General features: G+C 33.7%; 17 protein-coding genes and 2 CRISPR repeat arrays (1 of these 19 running past the window's edge). Of the genes, 6 read left to right on the top strand and 11 right to left on the bottom strand.

Features of this window, described 5'->3' with window-relative positions; genetic code table 11:
• Positions 1-161: a CRISPR direct-repeat array (repeat unit 29 nt; unit sequence GTGTTCCCTGTATACACAGGGATAAACCG); it reaches 234 nt to the left of the window's first position.
• 479 nt (positions 162-640) lie between these two features.
• Positions 641-979, bottom strand: coding sequence for a nitrous oxide-stimulated promoter family protein (locus A9G34_RS10500; protein ID WP_081295314.1), 339 nt, complete (start codon positions 977-979; stop codon positions 641-643).
• Between the two features lie 70 nt (positions 980-1,049).
• On the opposite strand from A9G34_RS10500, the gene A9G34_RS09860 reads away from it, so the two are divergent.
• Entirely contained in the window at positions 1,050-1,883 is an 834-nt protein-coding gene (locus A9G34_RS09860; RefSeq protein WP_065569603.1) for a shikimate 5-dehydrogenase, read from the top strand.
• Positions 1,884-1,928: 45 nt separating this feature from the next.
• Here A9G34_RS09860 and ycaO read toward each other — a convergent pair whose 3' ends face one another.
• Positions 1,929-3,698 carry a 30S ribosomal protein S12 methylthiotransferase accessory factor YcaO gene (gene ycaO / locus A9G34_RS09855; RefSeq protein ID WP_065569602.1) on the bottom strand — a complete coding sequence of 590 codons (1,770 nt, stop codon included), beginning with the start codon at positions 3,696-3,698 and terminating at the stop codon, positions 1,929-1,931.
• 120 nt (positions 3,699-3,818) lie between these two features.
• Here ycaO and A9G34_RS09850 point away from each other — a divergent pair, with 120 nt between their 5' ends.
• Positions 3,819-4,115 (top strand): DUF4282 domain-containing protein, encoded by a 297-nt coding sequence (locus A9G34_RS09850; protein WP_065569601.1) that lies wholly within the window; start codon positions 3,819-3,821, stop codon positions 4,113-4,115.
• Positions 4,116-4,150: 35 nt separating this feature from the next.
• Here A9G34_RS09850 and tsaD read toward each other — a convergent pair whose 3' ends face one another.
• The 4 genes from tsaD to coaE are packed head-to-tail and all read right to left on the bottom strand — an operon-like array spanning position 4,151 to position 6,772.
• Positions 4,151-5,173, bottom strand: a complete 1,023-nt coding sequence (gene tsaD / locus A9G34_RS09845) for a tRNA (adenosine(37)-N6)-threonylcarbamoyltransferase complex transferase subunit TsaD (protein ID WP_034946486.1) — start codon at positions 5,171-5,173, stop codon at positions 4,151-4,153.
• Positions 5,173-5,391: a DNA gyrase inhibitor YacG gene (gene yacG, locus A9G34_RS09840; RefSeq protein WP_034946489.1), complete on the bottom strand. Its 219-nt coding sequence runs from the start codon at positions 5,389-5,391 to the stop codon at positions 5,173-5,175. The genes tsaD and yacG overlap by 1 nt, the downstream gene beginning before the upstream one ends.
• 31 nt (positions 5,392-5,422) lie before the next feature.
• Positions 5,423-6,160, bottom strand: a complete 738-nt coding sequence (locus A9G34_RS09835) for a cell division protein ZapD (protein ID WP_034946491.1) — start codon at positions 6,158-6,160, stop codon at positions 5,423-5,425.
• A 6-nt stretch (positions 6,161-6,166) separates the two neighbouring features.
• Positions 6,167-6,772, bottom strand: a complete 606-nt coding sequence (gene coaE, locus A9G34_RS09830) for a dephospho-CoA kinase (RefSeq protein ID WP_034946493.1) — start codon at positions 6,770-6,772, stop codon at positions 6,167-6,169.
• Between the two features lie 412 nt (positions 6,773-7,184).
• Between coaE and lexA the strand changes: the two genes are divergently transcribed.
• A complete protein-coding gene (gene lexA, locus A9G34_RS09825) occupies positions 7,185-7,811 on the top strand; it encodes a transcriptional repressor LexA (RefSeq protein WP_034946494.1) in 627 nt (208 codons plus the stop codon).
• Between the two features lie 50 nt (positions 7,812-7,861).
• Positions 7,862-8,233 carry a hypothetical protein gene (locus A9G34_RS09820; RefSeq protein ID WP_065569600.1) on the top strand — a complete coding sequence of 124 codons (372 nt, stop codon included), beginning with the start codon at positions 7,862-7,864 and terminating at the stop codon, positions 8,231-8,233.
• 224 nt (positions 8,234-8,457) lie between these two features.
• Here A9G34_RS09820 and ptrA read toward each other — a convergent pair whose 3' ends face one another.
• Together ptrA and prfC are read right to left on the bottom strand one after the other, a co-directional pair.
• A complete protein-coding gene (gene ptrA, locus A9G34_RS09815) occupies positions 8,458-11,349 on the bottom strand; it encodes a pitrilysin (RefSeq protein ID WP_065569599.1) in 2,892 nt (963 codons plus the stop codon).
• A 450-nt stretch (positions 11,350-11,799) separates the two neighbouring features.
• Positions 11,800-13,392 carry a peptide chain release factor 3 gene (gene prfC, locus A9G34_RS09810; RefSeq protein ID WP_065569598.1) on the bottom strand — a complete coding sequence of 531 codons (1,593 nt, stop codon included), beginning with the start codon at positions 13,390-13,392 and terminating at the stop codon, positions 11,800-11,802.
• Between the two features lie 188 nt (positions 13,393-13,580).
• On the opposite strand from prfC, the gene ilvY reads away from it, so the two are divergent.
• On the top strand, positions 13,581-14,492 hold the full coding sequence (gene ilvY / locus A9G34_RS09805) for an HTH-type transcriptional activator IlvY (RefSeq protein WP_065569597.1): 912 nt from the start codon (positions 13,581-13,583) through the stop codon (positions 14,490-14,492).
• Between the two features lie 98 nt (positions 14,493-14,590).
• On the opposite strand, the gene A9G34_RS09800 is transcribed toward ilvY, so the two are convergent.
• The 3 genes from A9G34_RS09800 to proP all read right to left on the bottom strand — a co-directional run bounded on the left by A9G34_RS09800 (position 14,591) and on the right by proP (position 17,709).
• Positions 14,591-15,172 (bottom strand): acyl carrier protein phosphodiesterase, encoded by a 582-nt coding sequence (locus tag A9G34_RS09800; RefSeq protein ID WP_065569596.1) that lies wholly within the window; start codon positions 15,170-15,172, stop codon positions 14,591-14,593.
• A 16-nt stretch (positions 15,173-15,188) separates the two neighbouring features.
• Positions 15,189-15,980: a siderophore-interacting protein gene (locus A9G34_RS09795; RefSeq protein ID WP_065569595.1), complete on the bottom strand. Its 792-nt coding sequence runs from the start codon at positions 15,978-15,980 to the stop codon at positions 15,189-15,191.
• A gap of 223 nt (positions 15,981-16,203) precedes the next feature.
• Positions 16,204-17,709: a glycine betaine/L-proline transporter ProP gene (gene proP, locus A9G34_RS09790; RefSeq protein ID WP_034946509.1), complete on the bottom strand. Its 1,506-nt coding sequence runs from the start codon at positions 17,707-17,709 to the stop codon at positions 16,204-16,206.
• Between the two features lie 313 nt (positions 17,710-18,022).
• A CRISPR array of direct repeats spans positions 18,023-18,357; the repeat unit is 29 nt; unit sequence CGGTTTATCCCTGTGTATACAGGGAACAC.
• Between the two features lie 836 nt (positions 18,358-19,193).
• Here proP and A9G34_RS09785 point away from each other — a divergent pair.
• The coding region (locus A9G34_RS09785) for a contractile injection system protein, VgrG/Pvc8 family (RefSeq protein ID WP_176701494.1) at positions 19,194-19,661 on the top strand (468 nt) is incomplete at its 3' end.

The following is a 19,661-nucleotide window of genomic DNA, read 5'->3' as shown; positions in this document are numbered from 1 at the left end:
AATTGACTGTGTGTTCCCTGTATACACAGGGATAAACCGCACCCAATCAGGGGAATTAGATAGTGATAGTAGTGTTCCCTGTATACACAGGGATAAACCGCAGATGCATTTGAACCGCCCTATCTTTATCAAGTGTTCCCTGTATACACAGGGATAAACCGGCTTTGCACAGCTTTCCAATACCATTGTCAGCAAATGGTTAAGGTGCTAGCTTCTTTGTTGATTGGTTATATTAATTAAATATCACACAATGCGCTGACAACTAAAGTTAACCTGTCAAATACGAACATTTGATAATGTTCATGCCTTGTTTAGGAAAATCACAAATGATTCGAAAAACTGGACGAGCATAGAAGAGGCAATTCCCATGCGACCACTTTGTTTCTAGCATCTGCATCGAGATTGTAAAGAAGGTTCGCCAAACTCTCTGCTCAGACATTACCAAAAAATTAATTGTATTTCGCAAAAGATAAAAACGCCTCAAATCCTAACTGTACTGAAAAATTTAAAGCTTACAGCACCAAATGGTTGCCATTTTAAAACAACGCTAACTAATGCCGTTTAGAGTTTATTTCTGTATATAGAGAACACGTTAATATGGTTATGAATAAAAAAGGATGCTCCTTGATCAATAAATTAATTATTTTCTATGATTTTTACTCAGATTTTTACAAAGATGCCTAATAGCCATAATGGGATGATGAATGATCATCCTAGGTCCAGAAAAACGCATAACTTGTTTTATGTTTTGTTTGTAATCCTTTCTATAGCAGTGTTTTGGACAACGCTCACAAGTCGTTTTTTCCTCACCAAAACGGCACAATGTTAAACGTTGCATTGCATATTGTAAGAGTTCATTACATTCATCACATAACTGGTTATACAGTGTATGATGTTTTTTATGACAATATAGGTAGATCATCACACTAATAGTATGCTTTTCTCGTTGTATGTTAGGACCTGTATTATTTGCAACCATAATTTGATATACGTAAAAAAATAAAGTGTTAAAATTTAACTTATCTATATGATCACAAGGAACTATTAAAATGGCAATAATTATTAATAAAGATACAATTGTTTGTATGTCTCTTTCTGCTAGGCCAAGCAATTTTGGTACACGTTTTCACAATTATTTATATGAAAAACTTGATTTAAATTATCTTTATAAAGCTTTCACAACCAACAATTTAAAAAATGCCATTTACGGTATTAAAGCATTAGCTATTCGCGGTTGCGCTATTTCAATGCCTTACAAAGAAGCATGCATCGAATTTATAGATGAATTAGATACTTCCGTAAAATCCATTCAATCAGTGAATACTATTGTTAATACTGATCATTATTTAAAAGCTTATAATACCGATTATATTGCAGTGGCAAAACTTATTACAGAAAATAAAATTGATAATACTACACCATTTGTATTAAAAGGTAGTGGTGGAATGGCTAATGCAGTCATTGGAGCTTTTTATGATGCAGGTTTTAAACATGGCATTATTGCAGCACGCAATCAACAAAAAGGTAATGTTTTAGCGAAACGATACGGGTATAAATGGGTAAAATATGAACAAGAAGTATTGCCAGAACAAGCAAAATTAATCATTAATGTAACCCCAATTGGCATGCTTGGCGGTGCAGAAGCTAATGATTTAGCTTTCCCTGAAACAATGATAAATAATGCCAATATTGTTTTTGATGTAGTTGCCCTGCCCGTTGAAACACCTATGATTAAATACGCAAAAAATTTAAATAAAACGATTATATCAGGTGCAGATGTTGCTGTTATACAGGCATTAGAGCAGTTTATATTATATACAGGTGTTACTCCAAGCAAGGAATTAGTTAAGCAAGCCGGTGATTTTGCCAGATTGGTCGAATAATATTATATTCCACCGGCTTTATTCGGTGGAATATTTAAAGCGTTTTTATAACATAGCTTGATGTAATTTGTGATAGACAGCCAATATTTTTTGGTGCATTGCAAATTGTTCTAAGTTCTGATTTGATGATTTATCTGTCGTTGCGAAATCAACCAAACCAAAAAACGTTTTCTCGCTTGTTGCATATTGCCACATCTCATCAACGCATACTTTACCATACATTTTATAAAAAGCACTTTGATAATCACTAAACTGCTTTTTATTACGTTCAAGTATAAAATTTACTAATGTTTGTAAGCAACGATAGGCATGATTGCGCTCTTTGGTAAAAATAGATTCATTCATTTCCACTGTCCAATCAATCCATTGTTTTGCCTGTTCTAAATCCTTACCTGCCAAGGCCAACATTGCTTTCAACTCACCGACTCGCAATGTTAACCATGCATTATCTTTACCAGTTGCAATACCGAGTAGTTCACGGATTCTAGCAGAATCATCTAATCCCTCTTCATCTAATTGCTCAATAATGGTAAGGTATTGTTTAGCTGAATGCTTTTTACTTGGTAGGGATAAAATCAAATCACGCAAGTGAATTGCCATATTATTATTAGCAAGGAATAAATCTTCAGGTGGATAAATTTCGGACATACCAACTGCTAAAATTCGACAAGCATAAACCCCAAGATGCTCATAATCCATAATGAGGACTTCCGTTTTGTGACGAGTAAAAATAGCCATTAAGTTATTAAATTCTTGCTCTGTTGTGCCCGAAAAATCCCAATCAACAAAATCATAATTGGATTCTTCTTTAAATAAATCCCAAGAAATTAATCCACTTGAATCAATAAAATGCGTTTCTAAATTGCTCAGTTCAGCAACCTCATCATTATTAAAGCTTGGCGGTGAAAAGACATCAAGATCTTTTAAACTGCGCCCTTGTAATAATTCAGTAACTGTTCTTTCAAGAGCTACACCAAAATTAGGGTGAGCACCAAACGAAGCATAGCAAGTACTATTTTCAGGATTAAATAACACGACACAAATGACAGGAAATTCACCGCCCAATGAAGCATCAAAACAGTAAAGTGGAAATCCTTCGTTTTCAAGTGTTGTTATAGCTGCCAAAACAGCAGGATAACGATTAATCACATCTATTGGAATAGTCGGTAAACTAATCGCTTGCGAAATTATTTTATTTTTTACATAACGTTCAAAAATTTCAGATAGAGCCTGAACGCGTGCTTCATTACGTGTATTACCTGCTGACATACCGTTTGATGCATATAAATTAGCAATGAGATTAACGGGAATATAAACTGTTTTTTGATCAGATTGTGATACAAATGGTAAAGCACAGATACCTCGTTCGATATTACTTGACTGCAAGTCTACTAAATCCGTAGCGCCTAACTCTTTATCGGGATCATAAAACTTGAGGAGTTTTTTTGATAACAAGCCTTTTGGTAATGAGTTATCATCTGGAATAGCAAACCACTTTTCAGTGGGATAATGCACAAATTCTGCATTAGCTACCTGCTTACCTAGATAAAAATCAGAAAAAAAGTAATTGGTAGACAATCGTTCAAAATATTCCCCTAATGCCGAAGCCAAAGCAGCTTTTTTCGTTGCACCTTTGCCATTAGCAAAACAGAGTGGACATGCTTTATTTTGTATGTGAACTGACCAAACATTAGGAACTGGGTTTAGCCAAGAGGCTTCCTTAACTTCTAAATTAAATTTAGTTAATTGTTGATGAAAATAATCGATCGAATCTTCAAGAGCGGCATCTTTGCCAAGAATAAAAGTTTTCATAATTTTTTAATAATTAATTATATTGATTTCTTCTAGAAAATGTTTTCTAATATAAAAGGATTATTTTAAATAATCATTCTAAACTTAATTTTAATAATATACATCAAAAATATTGAGGAAGAGATGAATAATTTTAAACCATTAGATTTACTTTTTTTTAGACGTTTAATAATGCCAAGTGTGTTAACTTTCCTATATTGGTTATTGTTAGCTTTTATTGTAATCATGAATATTATTAACATGTGTTACGTGTCTTTTTTAGGTGGATTATTTGGCTTAATTGGTGGTGTTATAGCTACACGCCTTATTTTTGAATTAATGTGCGTATTTTTTAGCATTAATAGAAACTTAGAAAAGCTAGTTGATTTACAATCAAACAATAGCAATAGCCCTACTAATATTGAAGATAAAAACAGTTAATCTTCTATAAGCTGATTGACTGATATATCCAACGTTTAATTGTTGGATATATCTAATGCCCATCTTGGATTAATTTCAATAGCCAACTCATTATTAACTTTTAACTTCAAGTGAATCATCCCCGCATAAGCTATCATTGCACCATTATCAGTGCAAAATGCGAGCCTAGGATAATAAGCTTGCCCATTTCTTTGTTGCATTAGACTAGAAAGTTTGTCACGTAATGAATCATTAGCGCTAACACCACCTGCAATAACTAAACGCTTATATCCTGTTTGTTCAAGAGCTCGGCGCACTTTTATTACCAAGGTATCCACAAGTGCATCTTCAAAAGCTCTAGCGATATCAGCTTTAGTTTGTGGATCAATAAGATTATCAGTTTTATTTTGATGAATAGTATTTGCAGCAGCCGTTTTAAGACCAGAAAAACTAAAATCAAGCCCAGGTCGATCGGTCATTGGTCTTGGAAAATGAAACCGAGAAGGATTCCCTTGTTTAGCTAATTGAGATAATTTTGCACCACCTGGGTAATCAAGTCCAAGTAGCTTAGCTGTTTTATCAAACGCTTCACCTGCAGCATCATCAATTGATTCACCTAATAATTTATATTGTCCAATACCAGTTACACTAAATAATTGAGTATGTCCTCCAGAGACCAATAACGCCACAAATGGAAACTTAGGAGGATTATCTTCAAGCATTGGCGCAAGCAAATGCCCTTCCATATGGTTAACCGCAATAGCAGGAACATTCCAAGCATAAGCGAGTGAACGCCCAATTGATGCGCCTACCATTAAAGCACCAATTAACCCTGGTCCCGCAGTATAAGCAACACCATCAATATCCGCTGAGGTTAAATTAGCCTCTTTTAATGCAGCTTGAATTAGTGGTACTGTTTTACGAATATGATCGCGTGATGCAAGCTCAGGAACCACTCCCCCATAATCAGCATGTAATTTAATTTGTGAATATAGTTGATTAGCCATTAAACCGTGCTCATCATCATAAATCGCAACGCCTGTTTCGTCGCAAGAGGTTTCTATGCCAAGAATCTTCATTAATGCTTACCTGAAAAATCTGATGTGTTTTCGTCGCTCCAAAGATCTTGTTCTGATATATCTTTATCAGCTATACGATATTCTTCTGTTGCCCAATCACCCAAATCGATAAGTTGACAGCGTTTACTACAAAAAGGACGGTATGGACTCTTTTCTGACCACTCGACCTCTTTTTGGCAAGTTGGACATTTAACAAATGCTTTTGTTAGACTATTCATTACTATTCTTTTCAAGTTCTCTTTAAAATTATTAGCAACATGCTAGCTCAAATTCAATGGTATCTATATTAACATTTTCACAAGTTTCAAGCGGTAAAAAACGTATACTATAACGAGACATATGCCCAGAAACTTTCGGATAAACTCTTTTATCTAAAGAAACGCGGATACGGATCAAATTTACATCGCCGTTTGTTTCTTGGAAAAAGTTATTACTATAATTAAATTTCTTAAATTCACCTAATTGCCTTATTAATTGCATACAAGATGTCAAGGATTCATCCAATAAGGACAAATTTTCTAACCAATTCTTAACTTGTGCATCTCGTTTTTCTTGAGAGAGTTTAAGCCACAGATAAAAAGAAGGTATATCAAAACTACAACATCCCCCAGGAATCATTAATCGTTGTCTAATTGCCATAATAAAACGGTCATCCTTTAAAGGCTGACCTAATCTAGATATTGTATTAAATCTAATTAAAAAAGACTCTAGCTTGCTCAGTAATCCATTTAATAACTCTTGATCTACACCATCAATATTTATCCATGCGTTAAGTTTTTGTTTTTGAGATTCAATCTCTTTTATCAAATCGCCTTTTACATCATTGCGTTCAATTATTTCAAGTAATTCTGATAATGCATGAAAAAAAAGCAATGCATTGTTTTGATTAAAATGACAATGCATATTGATCTGCTGTAACAAAAATTCAATACGTAACCAAATACGCATTTTTTCATTCAAAGGATGTTCAAAAATAATATCATTCATGCTTATTCATTCTTCATTTCCAAATGTTTTTAAATATTGCTGATGTAATTTATTGACTTGTAACGTTAATGAAGATAAATCACCATCATTTTTAATAATATCATCAGCATAAGATAATCTTTTACTAGAAGTAACTTGTGAAAGTATCATTTTTTCTGCTAATAATTCATCAACGTGATCTCTTTTAACCAAGCGAGCTAATTGTAGTGACTTTGGTGTGTCAATAATCAACACACGATCAGCAAATTCGTTTAAATTATTCTCAATTAATAACGGCACAACCCAAATGACATAAATTGCATATTGTTTGGCTAATAATAGCTGAGTTTCTTTATGGATAATTGGATGTAATAAGCTATTTAGCCAAAGCCTTTCATGATCATTATTGAATATAATTTCTCTTAACTGACTGCGATCCAAATCACCGTTTGGTAACAAAATTTCTTGGCTAAAATGCTTAACGATTTGTGAGAATGCATCTGTTCCAACTTGAACAACTTGACGAGCGATAATATCAGCATCAATAATTGGCACACCTAAATTAGCAAATAGATTGGCAATGGTACTTTTACCACTAGCAATCCCTCCACTAAGTGCAACAACATAAGACATGATACAAATTCCAACCTAGTAATACTATTAATAGTATATCATACAGTAAAGGTTCATTACATAACCTAAATCATCTCAACGTTATATAAAGAATTAGTAGTTTTTTATTACTACCCTTATATTTTGTAGATAACGCAATATCAATCATTTTCTAATAAAGAATAAGTATACCACCTATTAAATATTAAATACCCCATTAACTATGTCAATGTAAGTTTTTAGCATTAAATTCATAATTTAAAAACAATTAATGACATTAATCAATTGATGATCTTTGCACAAGGTAACAAAATTTATCTTAAGCTATATACATTAATTATTTATAGACTAAAAATAAATTAAATAAACAGTTGGCTTTATCAAATTGGCTGTATATAATTACATATATCTGTATATAAACACAGGAAAAAATATGAGACCATTAACAGAGCGACAACAACAGATTTATGACTTAATAAAAGAAAATGTTCAAACAACTGGTATGCCACCAACTCGAGCAGAAATTGCTAAAAGTTTAGGATTCCGTTCGGCTAATGCAGCTGAAGAACATCTAAAAGCACTAGCTAAAAAAGGAGCAATTGAATTGATAACTGGATCATCCCGGGGTATTCGACTATTGCTTGAAAATCAAGAAGATCCAAACGAATTAGTTGGTTTACCGCTTATAGGGCAAGTTGCTGCTGGTTCGCCAATTTTAGCTCAAGAACATATTGAAAGCCATTATCAAATTGATCCTTCTCTTTTTAAACCTCATGCAGATTTTCTACTACGCGTTCATGGCATGTCCATGAAAGATATTGGCATATTAGATGGTGATTTGCTCGCAGTACACAAAACACAAGATGTTAAAAACGGGCAAGTTGTTGTTGCTCGCATTGATGATGAGGTCACAGTAAAAAGACTATCTCGTCAAGGCAAAAATGTTCATCTTCTTGCCGAAAACGAAGCGTTTTCACCAATTGAAATCGATTTAGAACAACAAAATTTTGCTATTGAAGGGCTTGCTGTTGGTATTATTCGTAATGGGGCATGGATGTAACTATAAAGTTAGTATAAAATAGCGACTAATTATTGTCTAGGAGGAACGATATGTGGCTATTTTGGTTATACGAATTTTTAGGATTTATCGGTGTAATTTTACTCATTGCTGTTTATTGCCATTTTTGTAAGCAGAGTTTTTGGGCTTTTGTTTGGCAATATTTAAAATGGGTAGGCTTAGCGATTCTTGTTGTATGGTTAATTATTGCGATACTTTGTCGACAAGATTTATATAGTGCTACTCACTGCTACTTCCGAGGTGTCAGTATGCATGCAAACACTAAATACTCAATTTATTTAGGTGAATGTCAAGTAGAAACACGAAATGGCAGCTATGTACCAATCGACCGTTCTAGGGCGCTGCCGGGATCAAGCGATCATGAAAACACAATTGATAACGGTGCAGAAGAATTATACTATTAATCAATTTGATTAGATAAATTATTCATTAAATCAATGAGGTAATTGCATACAATTACCTCATTTTACATTGCATAAATAACTTACTGAGTTGTAGTTTACTAAACTTGTATTAAGAATACTCAATCATATCAATCATAATAAATCAAATGTACTGACATCTTACCAATAAAAACATTTAATATTGAAAAGTTACCGCTCAAAAGCATTTATCCCAACATTAAATTTTATTTATTTATTTCGCCTAATAATAATTTCTGCAAGGCTGATGCATTTTTAAACTCAGTAAAATCATTTATTGCTTGAGGCTGTTTAGCTGAATTAGTAACTGAACCAAGTACTTGCGTTGCCAATACTAAACCTTTTTGTTCCATTACCGAACGATTATAAAAATCAACTAAATCTTGCTGAGTGATTTTTTTAATCTGTGCTATTTTTTTATCTTTAGAATCAAACATAAAACGCGAAAACCGATAATCAGACATATAAAAATTGAGTTCATCATCTAATGTTTGCGGCGGCATAGTCAACGAATCAAGTACTGCTTTTTTGAACTGTTCAACATCTTCTTTTGATAATGCTTGCAATTTACTTAAAATAATTGGATAAAACGCTTGATAACGTTTTAACAAGTATACAGGATCATACTGATTACTTTGAAGAATAAAACTCAACCCAATTGAATCGCCAACAAAGGCAGGAACAGCAAATACAGCATAGCCGAGTTGCTCATTGGTGCGTAATTGGTCATAAAACCAAGGTGAAATAATTTTAGACAGAGTATAACTTAACACACTACTGCTTATGCGATCATAATTAATTGGAATATAAGCCATCATCAAAGCATTATCAGTGCTTTTAGCTTGCTGAGTAATTTGAGCTTCTAGCGGTTTTTTAATTTTAATATTTTCAATCGGTGTAAATCTAGCATCACGCACCAATGTTTTTTGGATTGAATGATAAAGATCCAATGAACCTTCATTAGACAAATTACCCAGACTTAACATATATGGCACAGAATGAGTTAACAAATTATCACGATAAGCTACAAGATCATTAACACTAATCTCTGAAGTAATTTGCCGCCGCTTATCACGTTCAAAATAATGAGGCAAATCAGACAAAGCATTAACAGCATTAACGGCTAACCAATAACTTTTAGCATGATCCGATTTATCTAATTGTTCAAGATACCAAGATTTAGCTAAAGCCAAATTATGCTCATCAATGGTAACATCCCGAAAACTATTAAGGATAGTAGTAACCATTTTCGGAAGATGTTGACTAAAACCACTAGCCCTAATCATCAAACCATTATCATAATTTGTTGATAATGACATACCGGCAACTGCAGCTTGAAATTGTAATTGATCTAAGCTACGGCTAATTATATAGTCAAGTAAATCAAACGACACCTTAGATTTTACATCAACAAAAGCTAGATTATTACGTAACGAAACCACAATTGCTGCTTTAGGTTCTTTAGAAAAATATTGACTAACAAAATGTATAAAATTCCCCCGATTGCTAAATTCTGCGGGTTGAATTTGATTACTATTTTTGTTTGAAATAGAAAAATCATCAGGAATATAAGGATTTAACTCTGGCAAACTAAACACATAATTTTTACCTAAAGCTACCCAATTTGATTTCTGTTGTTCAGTGATATTATCCATTTTATAGGGAGCTTCAACAAAATACGCAGTTTTATTGGTTGTTTGATCTGATGAAATCACCCAAAGCCTAACATTATCTGGTGTTAAACTTTTTAAGCGCTTATTAATCTCTGCTTTATCAAAATGGTTAGCAATATAATCAGAATTCAATATATTCTCAACAGGGTACATCAGCATCTGATCTGACAACCATTCTACATAAGACATATCGCGTTCAACATTTTGATACTTAAATTCTAATGCGAGAACTTTTTTAAGCTCTTCATAATAAATTTCAGAAATCCCTTCTTTTTGTATTAATTGTAAATAATTAAAAATGGCACCAATAACTCTATCTTTTTGTGCAAGCCCCTCATCGGTTAACGTAGCATTAATACTAAAAATACCACTATTACCATAGCGAATCGGATCACTTCCTGCTTGAATACTTTCAATTAATCCTTGTTTTTGCAGTTGATCAGCCAAAGTATTTTGACTACGATTACTAATTAAATAGGCAATGTATTCATCACTTTTGTCAGCAAATTTAGCTAAGTTATCATCAATTGGGAATTGCAACATCAACAACTTTTTGGGTTGAGCCGGAACCATAACAATTTTCTTACTTAAATTATCAGAAGTTATTGCTGGTTTATCAATTTTAGGCACATTAATATTTTTATTAGGGATTTTACCAAAAGTACTTTCAGCTAATTTTGCCAATTTATTGATAGACTGATTACTATAAACCACCCCAACCATAATATTGGCTGAATAATAATTGTCATGAAATCGAACTAATGCATCTTGCAACTTACTGCTAACTTTATCGCTTAACGTTTCTAAATTACCACCTGAAAATTGCGAAGCTGGATGATTTTGATTAATTGTTTCAGAATCAACTTGCCCAATTCTAAAACCATCACTTGATCTAGCCATAGTCATTTCAGCGTTAACGGCATTGCGTTCTTTATCGGCAAAATTAGGATCTAACTTAGGATCGGCAATAGCATCGGCTAAATAATCAAGTGCTGTATCTAACGCACTATTTTCAACTTCAAAATAAAAAGCCGTTCTATGTGCTGCAGTACTGGCATTATAACTACCTGAATGTCGGCTTAAAAACTGTGAAAAACTCGCTGGTTCTGGATAATTTTTTGACCCTATCAACACCATATGTTCTGCATAATGCGCCAGCCCTTGCTGATCTTTAGGATCTTGTAAAGACCCAACAGGTAAAGCAAGTGATGCCAAAGATTTAACCGCTTTAGGATCTGACACTAATAAAACTCGCATATCATTAGCCAGCTTAATCACTTCATATTGGCGCTCATCTCGCTCGCTTTGCTGTATTTTTTCTAATAATACTGGTTGAACAAGTTTATTTTCAATAGCAAAAGAAAAATTGGAAATAATGAATCCTAGTACAATAAAAAAAATCAATTTAATTTTTATGTTATTCATATAATTTTCCCACTAAAAAATACTATTATATTCTAAATTCAATAATTAAGAACAAAACATAAATCTGAAATCGATAGAATGAAGGATCATATGTAATTCAAGTCAGCCTTAATGATCACTATTTTATCTACAGCCCCACTTTATTACTGCTCTAATTAGCAATAGTAAAGTAGTTAAAACCAAACAATCAGTTAAAAATACTTCTAACTTTAATACTCAATGAAATTTAATAACTAATTTGCACACTAAAAAAACAAAACATCAATTTCATAGATAAATAGACAAATTACTAAAAAAATAAACAAACAACCAATGAATATCCTGAACTAGAATTTATTTAAAAGCATTGAAATTTACAGCCCTAAATATGAAGATTAATAAAAAAGAAGAACTAAAATACTAGTTCTTCTTTTTTATTCTTTTTATAAAATTAATAGCCTAAAATCACAATTAATGTTCACGTGTTTTCCTAAATTCAACATCAGGGTATCTTTCCTGAGTTAAATTTAAATTAACCATACTTGGTGCTATATAGGATAAATTATCTCCACCATCTAAAGCTAAATTCTGTTCACATTTTCGTTTAAATTCTTCAAATTTTTTCACATCATTGCACTCTACCCAACGAGCAGTAGTAACATTGACAGGCTCATAAATGGCTTCAACATTATATTCCGATTTTAAACGAGCAACGACCACATCAAACTGAAGTACCCCAACTGCTCCAACAATTAAATCATTATTCATTAAAGGACGAAATACTTGCACAGCGCCCTCTTCAGACAACTGAACTAAACCTTTCAACAACTGCTTTTGTTTAAGTGGATCTTTAAGACGAATTCGGCGAAATAGCTCTGGTGCAAAGTTAGGAATGCCTGTAAATTTCAAATCTTCACCTTGTGTAAAGGTATCGCCTATTTGAATCGTGCCATGATTATGTAAACCAATGATATCACCCGCATAGGCTTCTTCAACATGTTCACGATCACCAGCCATAAACGTTAAAGCGTCAGAAATATTGATATCTTTAGCAATACGTACATGTCGTAACTTCATGCCCTTTTCATATTTACCCGATACAATGCGCATAAATGCAACACGGTCACGATGTTTAGGATCCATATTAGCTTGAATTTTAAAGACAAAACCACTGAACTTTTCTTCTGATGATTCGACTTCGCGCTTATCAGTTTGACGAGGTTGAGGTGTTGGAGCCCAATTAGTTAAGCCATCGAGCATATGATCAACACCAAAATTACCCAAAGCTGTACCAAAAAAAACTGGTGTTAAATCGCCCGACAAGAAAGCCTCTAAATCAAATTCATTTGATGCACCTTGTACTAGTTCTAATTCTTCACGTAATTGATTAGCTAAATCATCACCAACCGCTAAATCCAAATCAGGATTAGTTAACCCTTTAATAATTCGAACCTCTTGGATTGTATGACCTTTCCCTGATTGATAAAGGTAAGTTTCATCTTTAGCTAAATGGTAAACACCTTTAAATAACTTACCACAACCAATTGGCCAAGTAATAGGTGCACACATAATATTTAGCTCGTTTTCAACCTCATCAAGCAGTTCCATAGGATCGCGAATATCACGGTCTAGCTTATTCATAAAAGTTAAAATTGGTGTATTGCGCAACCGTGTAACTTCCATTAACTTGCGTGTACGATCTTCAACACCCTTTGCCGCATCAATTACCATCAAACAACTATCAACCGCTGTTAGCGTACGATAAGTATCTTCAGAAAAATCCTCATGCCCTGGGGTATCTAATAAATTAACTAAGCAGCCATTATAAGGAAACTGCATAACAGAGGTAGTAATTGAAATACCACGTTGTTTTTCCATTTCCATCCAGTCAGATTTAGCATGTTGTGCATTGGCACCACGTCCTTTTACAGTTCCAGCGGTTTGAATTGCATGACCAAATAATAATACCTTTTCAGTAATGGTTGTTTTACCTGCATCGGGGTGAGAAATAATTGCAAAAGTGCGACGTGCATTAACTTCATCTAAATAAGCTTGTTCTGTCATAAAATTAACTGTTTTAACTTACACAAAATAATTGTATATTTTAACAGGTATCGTTATATATTACCATTGATGTTATTGGTTATTGCATTTGCCTTACCCATCTATCTATGCATAATATTTACATTTACTACGAATCAGTAAATCGCTTTCTTCTTGCCAAGAAGTGTTAAATTAAAATGGAAGCTTCTATGAATATTCGTGATTTAAAATTGTACTTACACTTATGCGAAACGTGCCATTTTGGCATAACAGCAAATGCCATGCATGTTAGTCCATCAACGCTATCTAGACAAATTCAACGCCTTGAAGAACATTTCGGCCATCCACTATTTATCCGTGATAATAGACAAGTACAAATTACGCAAGTAGGCGAAAAAGTAAAACAATTTGCTCAACAGGTAATTAATCAACACCAACAGCTAAGGCAAGAACTAGATCAATTTAATCAACAACTAATGGGCGAACTTACCCTTTTTTGTTCGGTCACAGCCGCGTATAGCCATTTGCCGGATATACTTGATCATTTTAGGATAAATTATCCTCTTGTTGAAATTAAGTTATCAACGGGCGATGCGGCCGATGCAGTTGAAAAAATAAAGTCAAATGAAGCTGATTTAGCTATTGCAGGAAAACCAAAACAACTCCCTTCTGGCATCGAATTTTTAAAGTTCGGTGAAATTGAAATGGTGCTACTAATACCCAAGCTTAATAGCTCATTTAATGACAAATTACATCAAAAAAAGCCAGATTGGCATAATATTCCTTTTATTTTACCTGAGCACGGACCAAGCCGACACCGCATTGACTTATGGTTTAAACAACAAAAAATTATCAATCCTAAAATTTATGCCACAGTTGCTGGACATGAAGCTATTGTTTCCATGGTGGCACTTGGATGCGGTGTAGCATTATTACCAAAAGTGGTAATAGAAAATAGCCCAGAAAGGATTAGAGAACGCACGACCCAATGGCCAACAAATTTAATGGAGCCCTTTGATATAGGCATTTGTGTACAAAAAAGACGTTTATCAGAAAAAATCATTGCAGCTTTTTGGGCAATCAGCAATTTAAATTTATCACATATTCCAAAAGGTAAATAACAATCTTATTTTGGTAAATTTATTTTATGGATTAAGGATTATCAGCATCATAACAAGACAACTTAAAACTAATAGCCACTCTATTTCTGGGTTTGATTTCAAATCGTTAATAATTTTACTTGTTCGCATACTTCAGGGTACAGCCTAAAAAAAAGCTCTTCTAACCGTTTATAATTTAACTCAATATCAAAAATTGTTTCTTTTAACAAATATAATTTTGGTCGCCGATTAGCCATCCCATTTAACACTTTGCCAATAAAATGAAGCGAAACATAATTTTCAAGCCAAACACCCTGCCACATTGCTCGCATAAAATCTTGATAGTCTAAAGGAAAATTAGAAATAAAAGGCTGTATCTGCAACTGAGTTGAGCGATTAAATTCAGCTACGCTCAACCCAACTCCATAAGTTGACCAATGCTTAGATAAAAAATGATCCCAAACAATATCCAATGTAATAGGTGCAACTCGTTGATGCGTTTTTCGAAATAGCAATTTAGCTTGCCTAACTTCGGGCAGAGTATCGGTCATCTTGTCGATTTTACGGTGCAACATAACGCCATTGGCAATCTCATTCGGATAAGTCAAATAAGGATCGCCTTTAACAAAATCAGCTAATGTATTGCCAATTAATGAACTATTGGCTAATGTTGCTAAGTGCAAATGTGCAAGAATATTCATAAAATAAATTCAACTATTATTCACGATGCTTAAACTCACCTTCAGCAAATCCCTCACGCCAATAACTAATAACATGTATAGCATTAGGAGGTAAATCCACATATTTATCTTTCAAAGCCTGACGCAATTGTTGAGCCAATGAACTTTCCATTCCTCCCCAGAATAATAGATTATTATGATTCACAATTTCGGAATCATTAATCACCTTATCGACTAATTGATTGGGTTTATTGTAATCACGAATAAACCAATTAATCTTAACTTTTTCATGAATTGGCAATGGTATAATATCGGTTTGATGATTAACTTCGATAAAAGCATAGGCAATATAATTATGAGGTAAATGTTCAAGTGTATAACAAATGGTAGGAACTGCTGAAATATCGCCCATTAACACAAGCGTTTCATTATTAAAGTTTAATTTACCAACTATACTGACAATACCAATCTGATTGCCTACTTTAGCTTCTTGAGCCCAGCGTGTTGCTAAACCTTCAGAGTGAATGGCAAAATCGATTGATAATTGATTAGTTACTTCATCAAAATAGCGAATACTATAACTACGTACAAGTTGGCGTATTTTATCGTTGACCACAATCTTATTATTTTCATCCAATTGTGGAAACATAATTGTACCGGTTGAAGGATCAGCAAAAAGTAACTTCAAGTGAGGGCATATCCACAGAGGATCAATCGTTAACCGTTTATCACAGCTAAACTGTACTCGAATAAAACTATCCGATATCCGCTTTACTTTTAACACCGTCAGTAAAGCATTAACGATCACTCTTCTTGGGCGTTCTAACATAAAATGAACCCTTATATTTCTTTTTCAAAACAAAAATAATCATACAACAAATATTTAATAAATTATGCTATCTTTTCAATTTATAAACCTGATATTCTTACACCAAACACACTTATTACCATCAAAAATTATATCAACTTAATGATTGTTAAGAGAACTTAAAGAAGCACGACTTAACTCATGCAAAATTCTCATTATCAAAAAAACACCGAACCAAACAATCTCAATCTAACTTAGGATGCTGATCGACTAAATCCTGACGCTGTTCTTGCAGAGTTTCGATCTGCTCATCTATGTCTTCGACTTTCTTCTCAATAGAATCAAAATGATCGGACAAAATTTCTTTTGCTTCTGAGCGATCAGACGCCGCTGGTGTTGCGCCTCTCAGTGGCTTATTAGCGGTTTCTTTCATTTTTAAGCCAGTGAATAATCCAATTAATGCCACTATCATTAAGTAATAAGCGGGCATATAAAGATTATTACTTTCTTCCACTAACCAAGCAGCAACAGTTGGTGTAGCTCCAGCTATAAGCACAGAAATATTAAACGAAATAGCCAGTGCGCTATATCTAATACGGGTTGGAAAAATAGCCGGTAAAATAGATGCCATAACTCCCGTAAAACAGTTAAGTAAAACCGCTAATATCAATAACCCTAAAAAAATTAACCCAATAACATCACTATTAATCATCATAAAAGTAGGATAAGAAAGAATAAATAACCCCAAACTTCCGCCGATTATAAATGGTCTACGCCCTATTTTATCGCTGATTAAACCAATCATAGGTTGCACAAACAACATACCAATCATAATAGCAATAATAATTAACACACCATGATCTGTAGGATAATTTAAATTATGCGATAAATAACTCGGCATATAGGTAAGTAACATATAATAAGTCACATTAGTAACTAGCACCAATCCGACACAAACAGATAAACTTTTCCAGTATTGAGTGATAATCTCTTTAAAGGTAATTTTTGATAGATTTTCGACTTTATCTTTATTATTTTCATCTATTGAATCAGTAAATTGTTGGAAAGCAGGCGTTTCCTCCAAGGCATGACGCAAATATATACCAATCAAACCCAGTGGCAATGCAAATAAGAAAGGAATTCGCCACCCCCAATTTTGGAATTTAGCCTCACCAAGAATAGTTGATAACAACACAACTAAGCCTGCCCCTACTAAAAAGCCAGCAATAGAACCAAAATCTAACCAACTGCCCATAAAGCCCCTTTTACGATCTGGTGAATATTCAGCAACAAAAATAGCCGCTCCTGAATACTCTCCACCGATTGAAAACCCTTGCGCCAATTTAGCAATGAGCAATAAAAGTGGTGCTACAATGCCAATTGAGGCATAAGAAGGAATAAGCCCAATACAAAAGGTACTTAACGACATGATAACAATGGTAACAGAAAGGACTTTTTGGCGACCAAATTTATCACCTAAAATCCCAAACACTAACCCACCCAAAGGGCGAACTAAAAAAGGGACCGAAAAAGTTGCTAAAGCGGCCACAACTTGAATACTTGGTGATGCATCAGGAAAAAACACTTGCCCTAAAACATAAGCTAAAAAACCATAAACCCCAAAATCGAACCATTCCATAGCGTTCCCGAGTGCTGCTGCGGTTATCGCTTTTTTTAACTTACTATCATCAATAATGGTAATATCATTTATACTTAAGGGTTTATTTTTAGAGTCTATTGTTTTATTCATAAAATACCGCCTTTTTTTATGCAAATAAAAGAAAAGGAATAATTCAACAAAATAAATCGGTTACTTATTAATACAGAATAAATACGTTTTAAATTACATATTAACTATGTGTTTCAATTAATTAAATTTGACGAAAAATCAAGCAAAGATAAAAAATAGAGGATAATAAAAAAGCAAAAACTGTTGTTATGTCGGTAAGTTAAATTTTAAATGAATATCGACAAAACAATTCCTTTTCGTGGAAATTAATTAGATAAGTATAGCAATATTCCGCTTTTTTGTAAAATTGAAGCGAATGTGAAAGATTCTAGGGTAATTTATCCCTGTGTATACAGGGAACACGGGCATGTAAATTTATCTCTTGTGCCAGTTCCCGGTTTATCCCTGTGTATACAGGGAACACAGTGCCCTGCCCGTTTTTTTCGAACCCCTCTACGGTTTATCCCTGTGTATACAGGGAACACCATGACAATATCATCAACAATTGGCACAACGTCGGTTTATCCCTGTGTATACAGGGAACACCCTCAATATATATTCCGCAGCTTCATATTCAGCGGTTTATCCCTGTGTATACAGGGAACACGACCTATTCGCTGTTTGCTCCAACGCTCAACCGCGGTTTATCCCTGTGTATACAGGGAACACTCTAATTGTAGCTATCTGTTTTATTTACAGTTATAGCGACCGATAAATTCTACCAGATTTTTTAAATTTTTAAAGATTTTTAACTTATTGATTTTTAAAAAGTCATAAGTAGGCTTGTTTTAATTTCTACCGTTCTACCAATAAAAAAATTTTTTTATTTTAAATTCAATAAGATGCAGTATTTGATTGAGCCTAAATAAAAAACATCACCTTTTGTTTTCGTATTGGTACAAGATTTATCATAACTGTTTTAGATTAATTCCCTTTTTTATTGGTGGTTTACTCCTGATTACGAAAAGATATTCCCTCTATCTTAATGCGAAAACCCTAACCCCACTTAATTGATAAAATTTTAAGTGGGGCTTAAAAGCAGCAACCTAAAAAAACATGACTCACTAAGCTTATCTTAAATTTCAATAAATTAACTTCAGTTAAATATTGCAAATTGTGTAAAAATCGTGTAATTTTATGCCTGATTTTAGTTATCATTATTGATTATTAAAATTACCGATAAAAATAGATAAATATGACAAAACTAAATAAGTAGCAAGGTAGTATAGGTAAGGATGTCACGGTTGTTAATATATCAAATGCCCGCATTATGCAGCATGATATTCATTCATTTGCATTGGTTTATTCACAATAAATTTGATTATTGTCCCTTACGGTTTGGTTTTCTAATAAAAACAAAGCAATCACGCTATCAATGTAACAATCCTCAACGCCAGATTTATGGCTATCTATTCATGCCCCCCTTAAAACAACTAATCATTAATCCATTTAATGGGGTAAAACGCACTTATTAAATTGAATGAGAACAATAATAAGGGAAAAAAATGGTAAAACATTTAGATAAAATCGTCGAACAAGCAGGACAAGCAGGGAAAGACTTGCTTAGCCAATTAACAAATAAAGTTAGTCACAACCGTTACACACTAACCATTGATGAACTCAGCACTCCTATATCGGTGTTAAACGTCAAAGGCGAAGAGGCCTTAAACCAGCTGTGGCGTTACACCATTACTTTTACCAGTGCCAATAAAACCCTATCTACCGATGCTTTTTTAAACCAACCGGCTACTTTCTCATTTAATTCTGTTGTAAGCGATGCGCTCAGTTCTGCAATCCGTGCCTTGGGTGATTTTACTAATGATAAAAGCACTCGCAAGGTTTATGGTATTATCACCGAGTTTAGCCAATTATCGGTGAATAAAGAGGAAGCGCATTATCAAGTGGTCTTATCGCCACGACTGGCTAGACTAACGTTAAACCGCAACTGTGCCATATTCCAGAACCAAAGCGTA

Origin of the sequence: Gilliamella sp. Choc4-2 (assembly GCF_001690355.1) — a bacterium.
Taxonomy (GTDB): domain Bacteria; phylum Pseudomonadota; class Gammaproteobacteria; order Enterobacterales; family Orbaceae; genus Gilliamella; species Gilliamella apicola_A.
The sequence above is the reverse complement of the archived record's forward strand: the minus strand, read 5'-3'. Positions and strand labels throughout refer to the sequence as shown.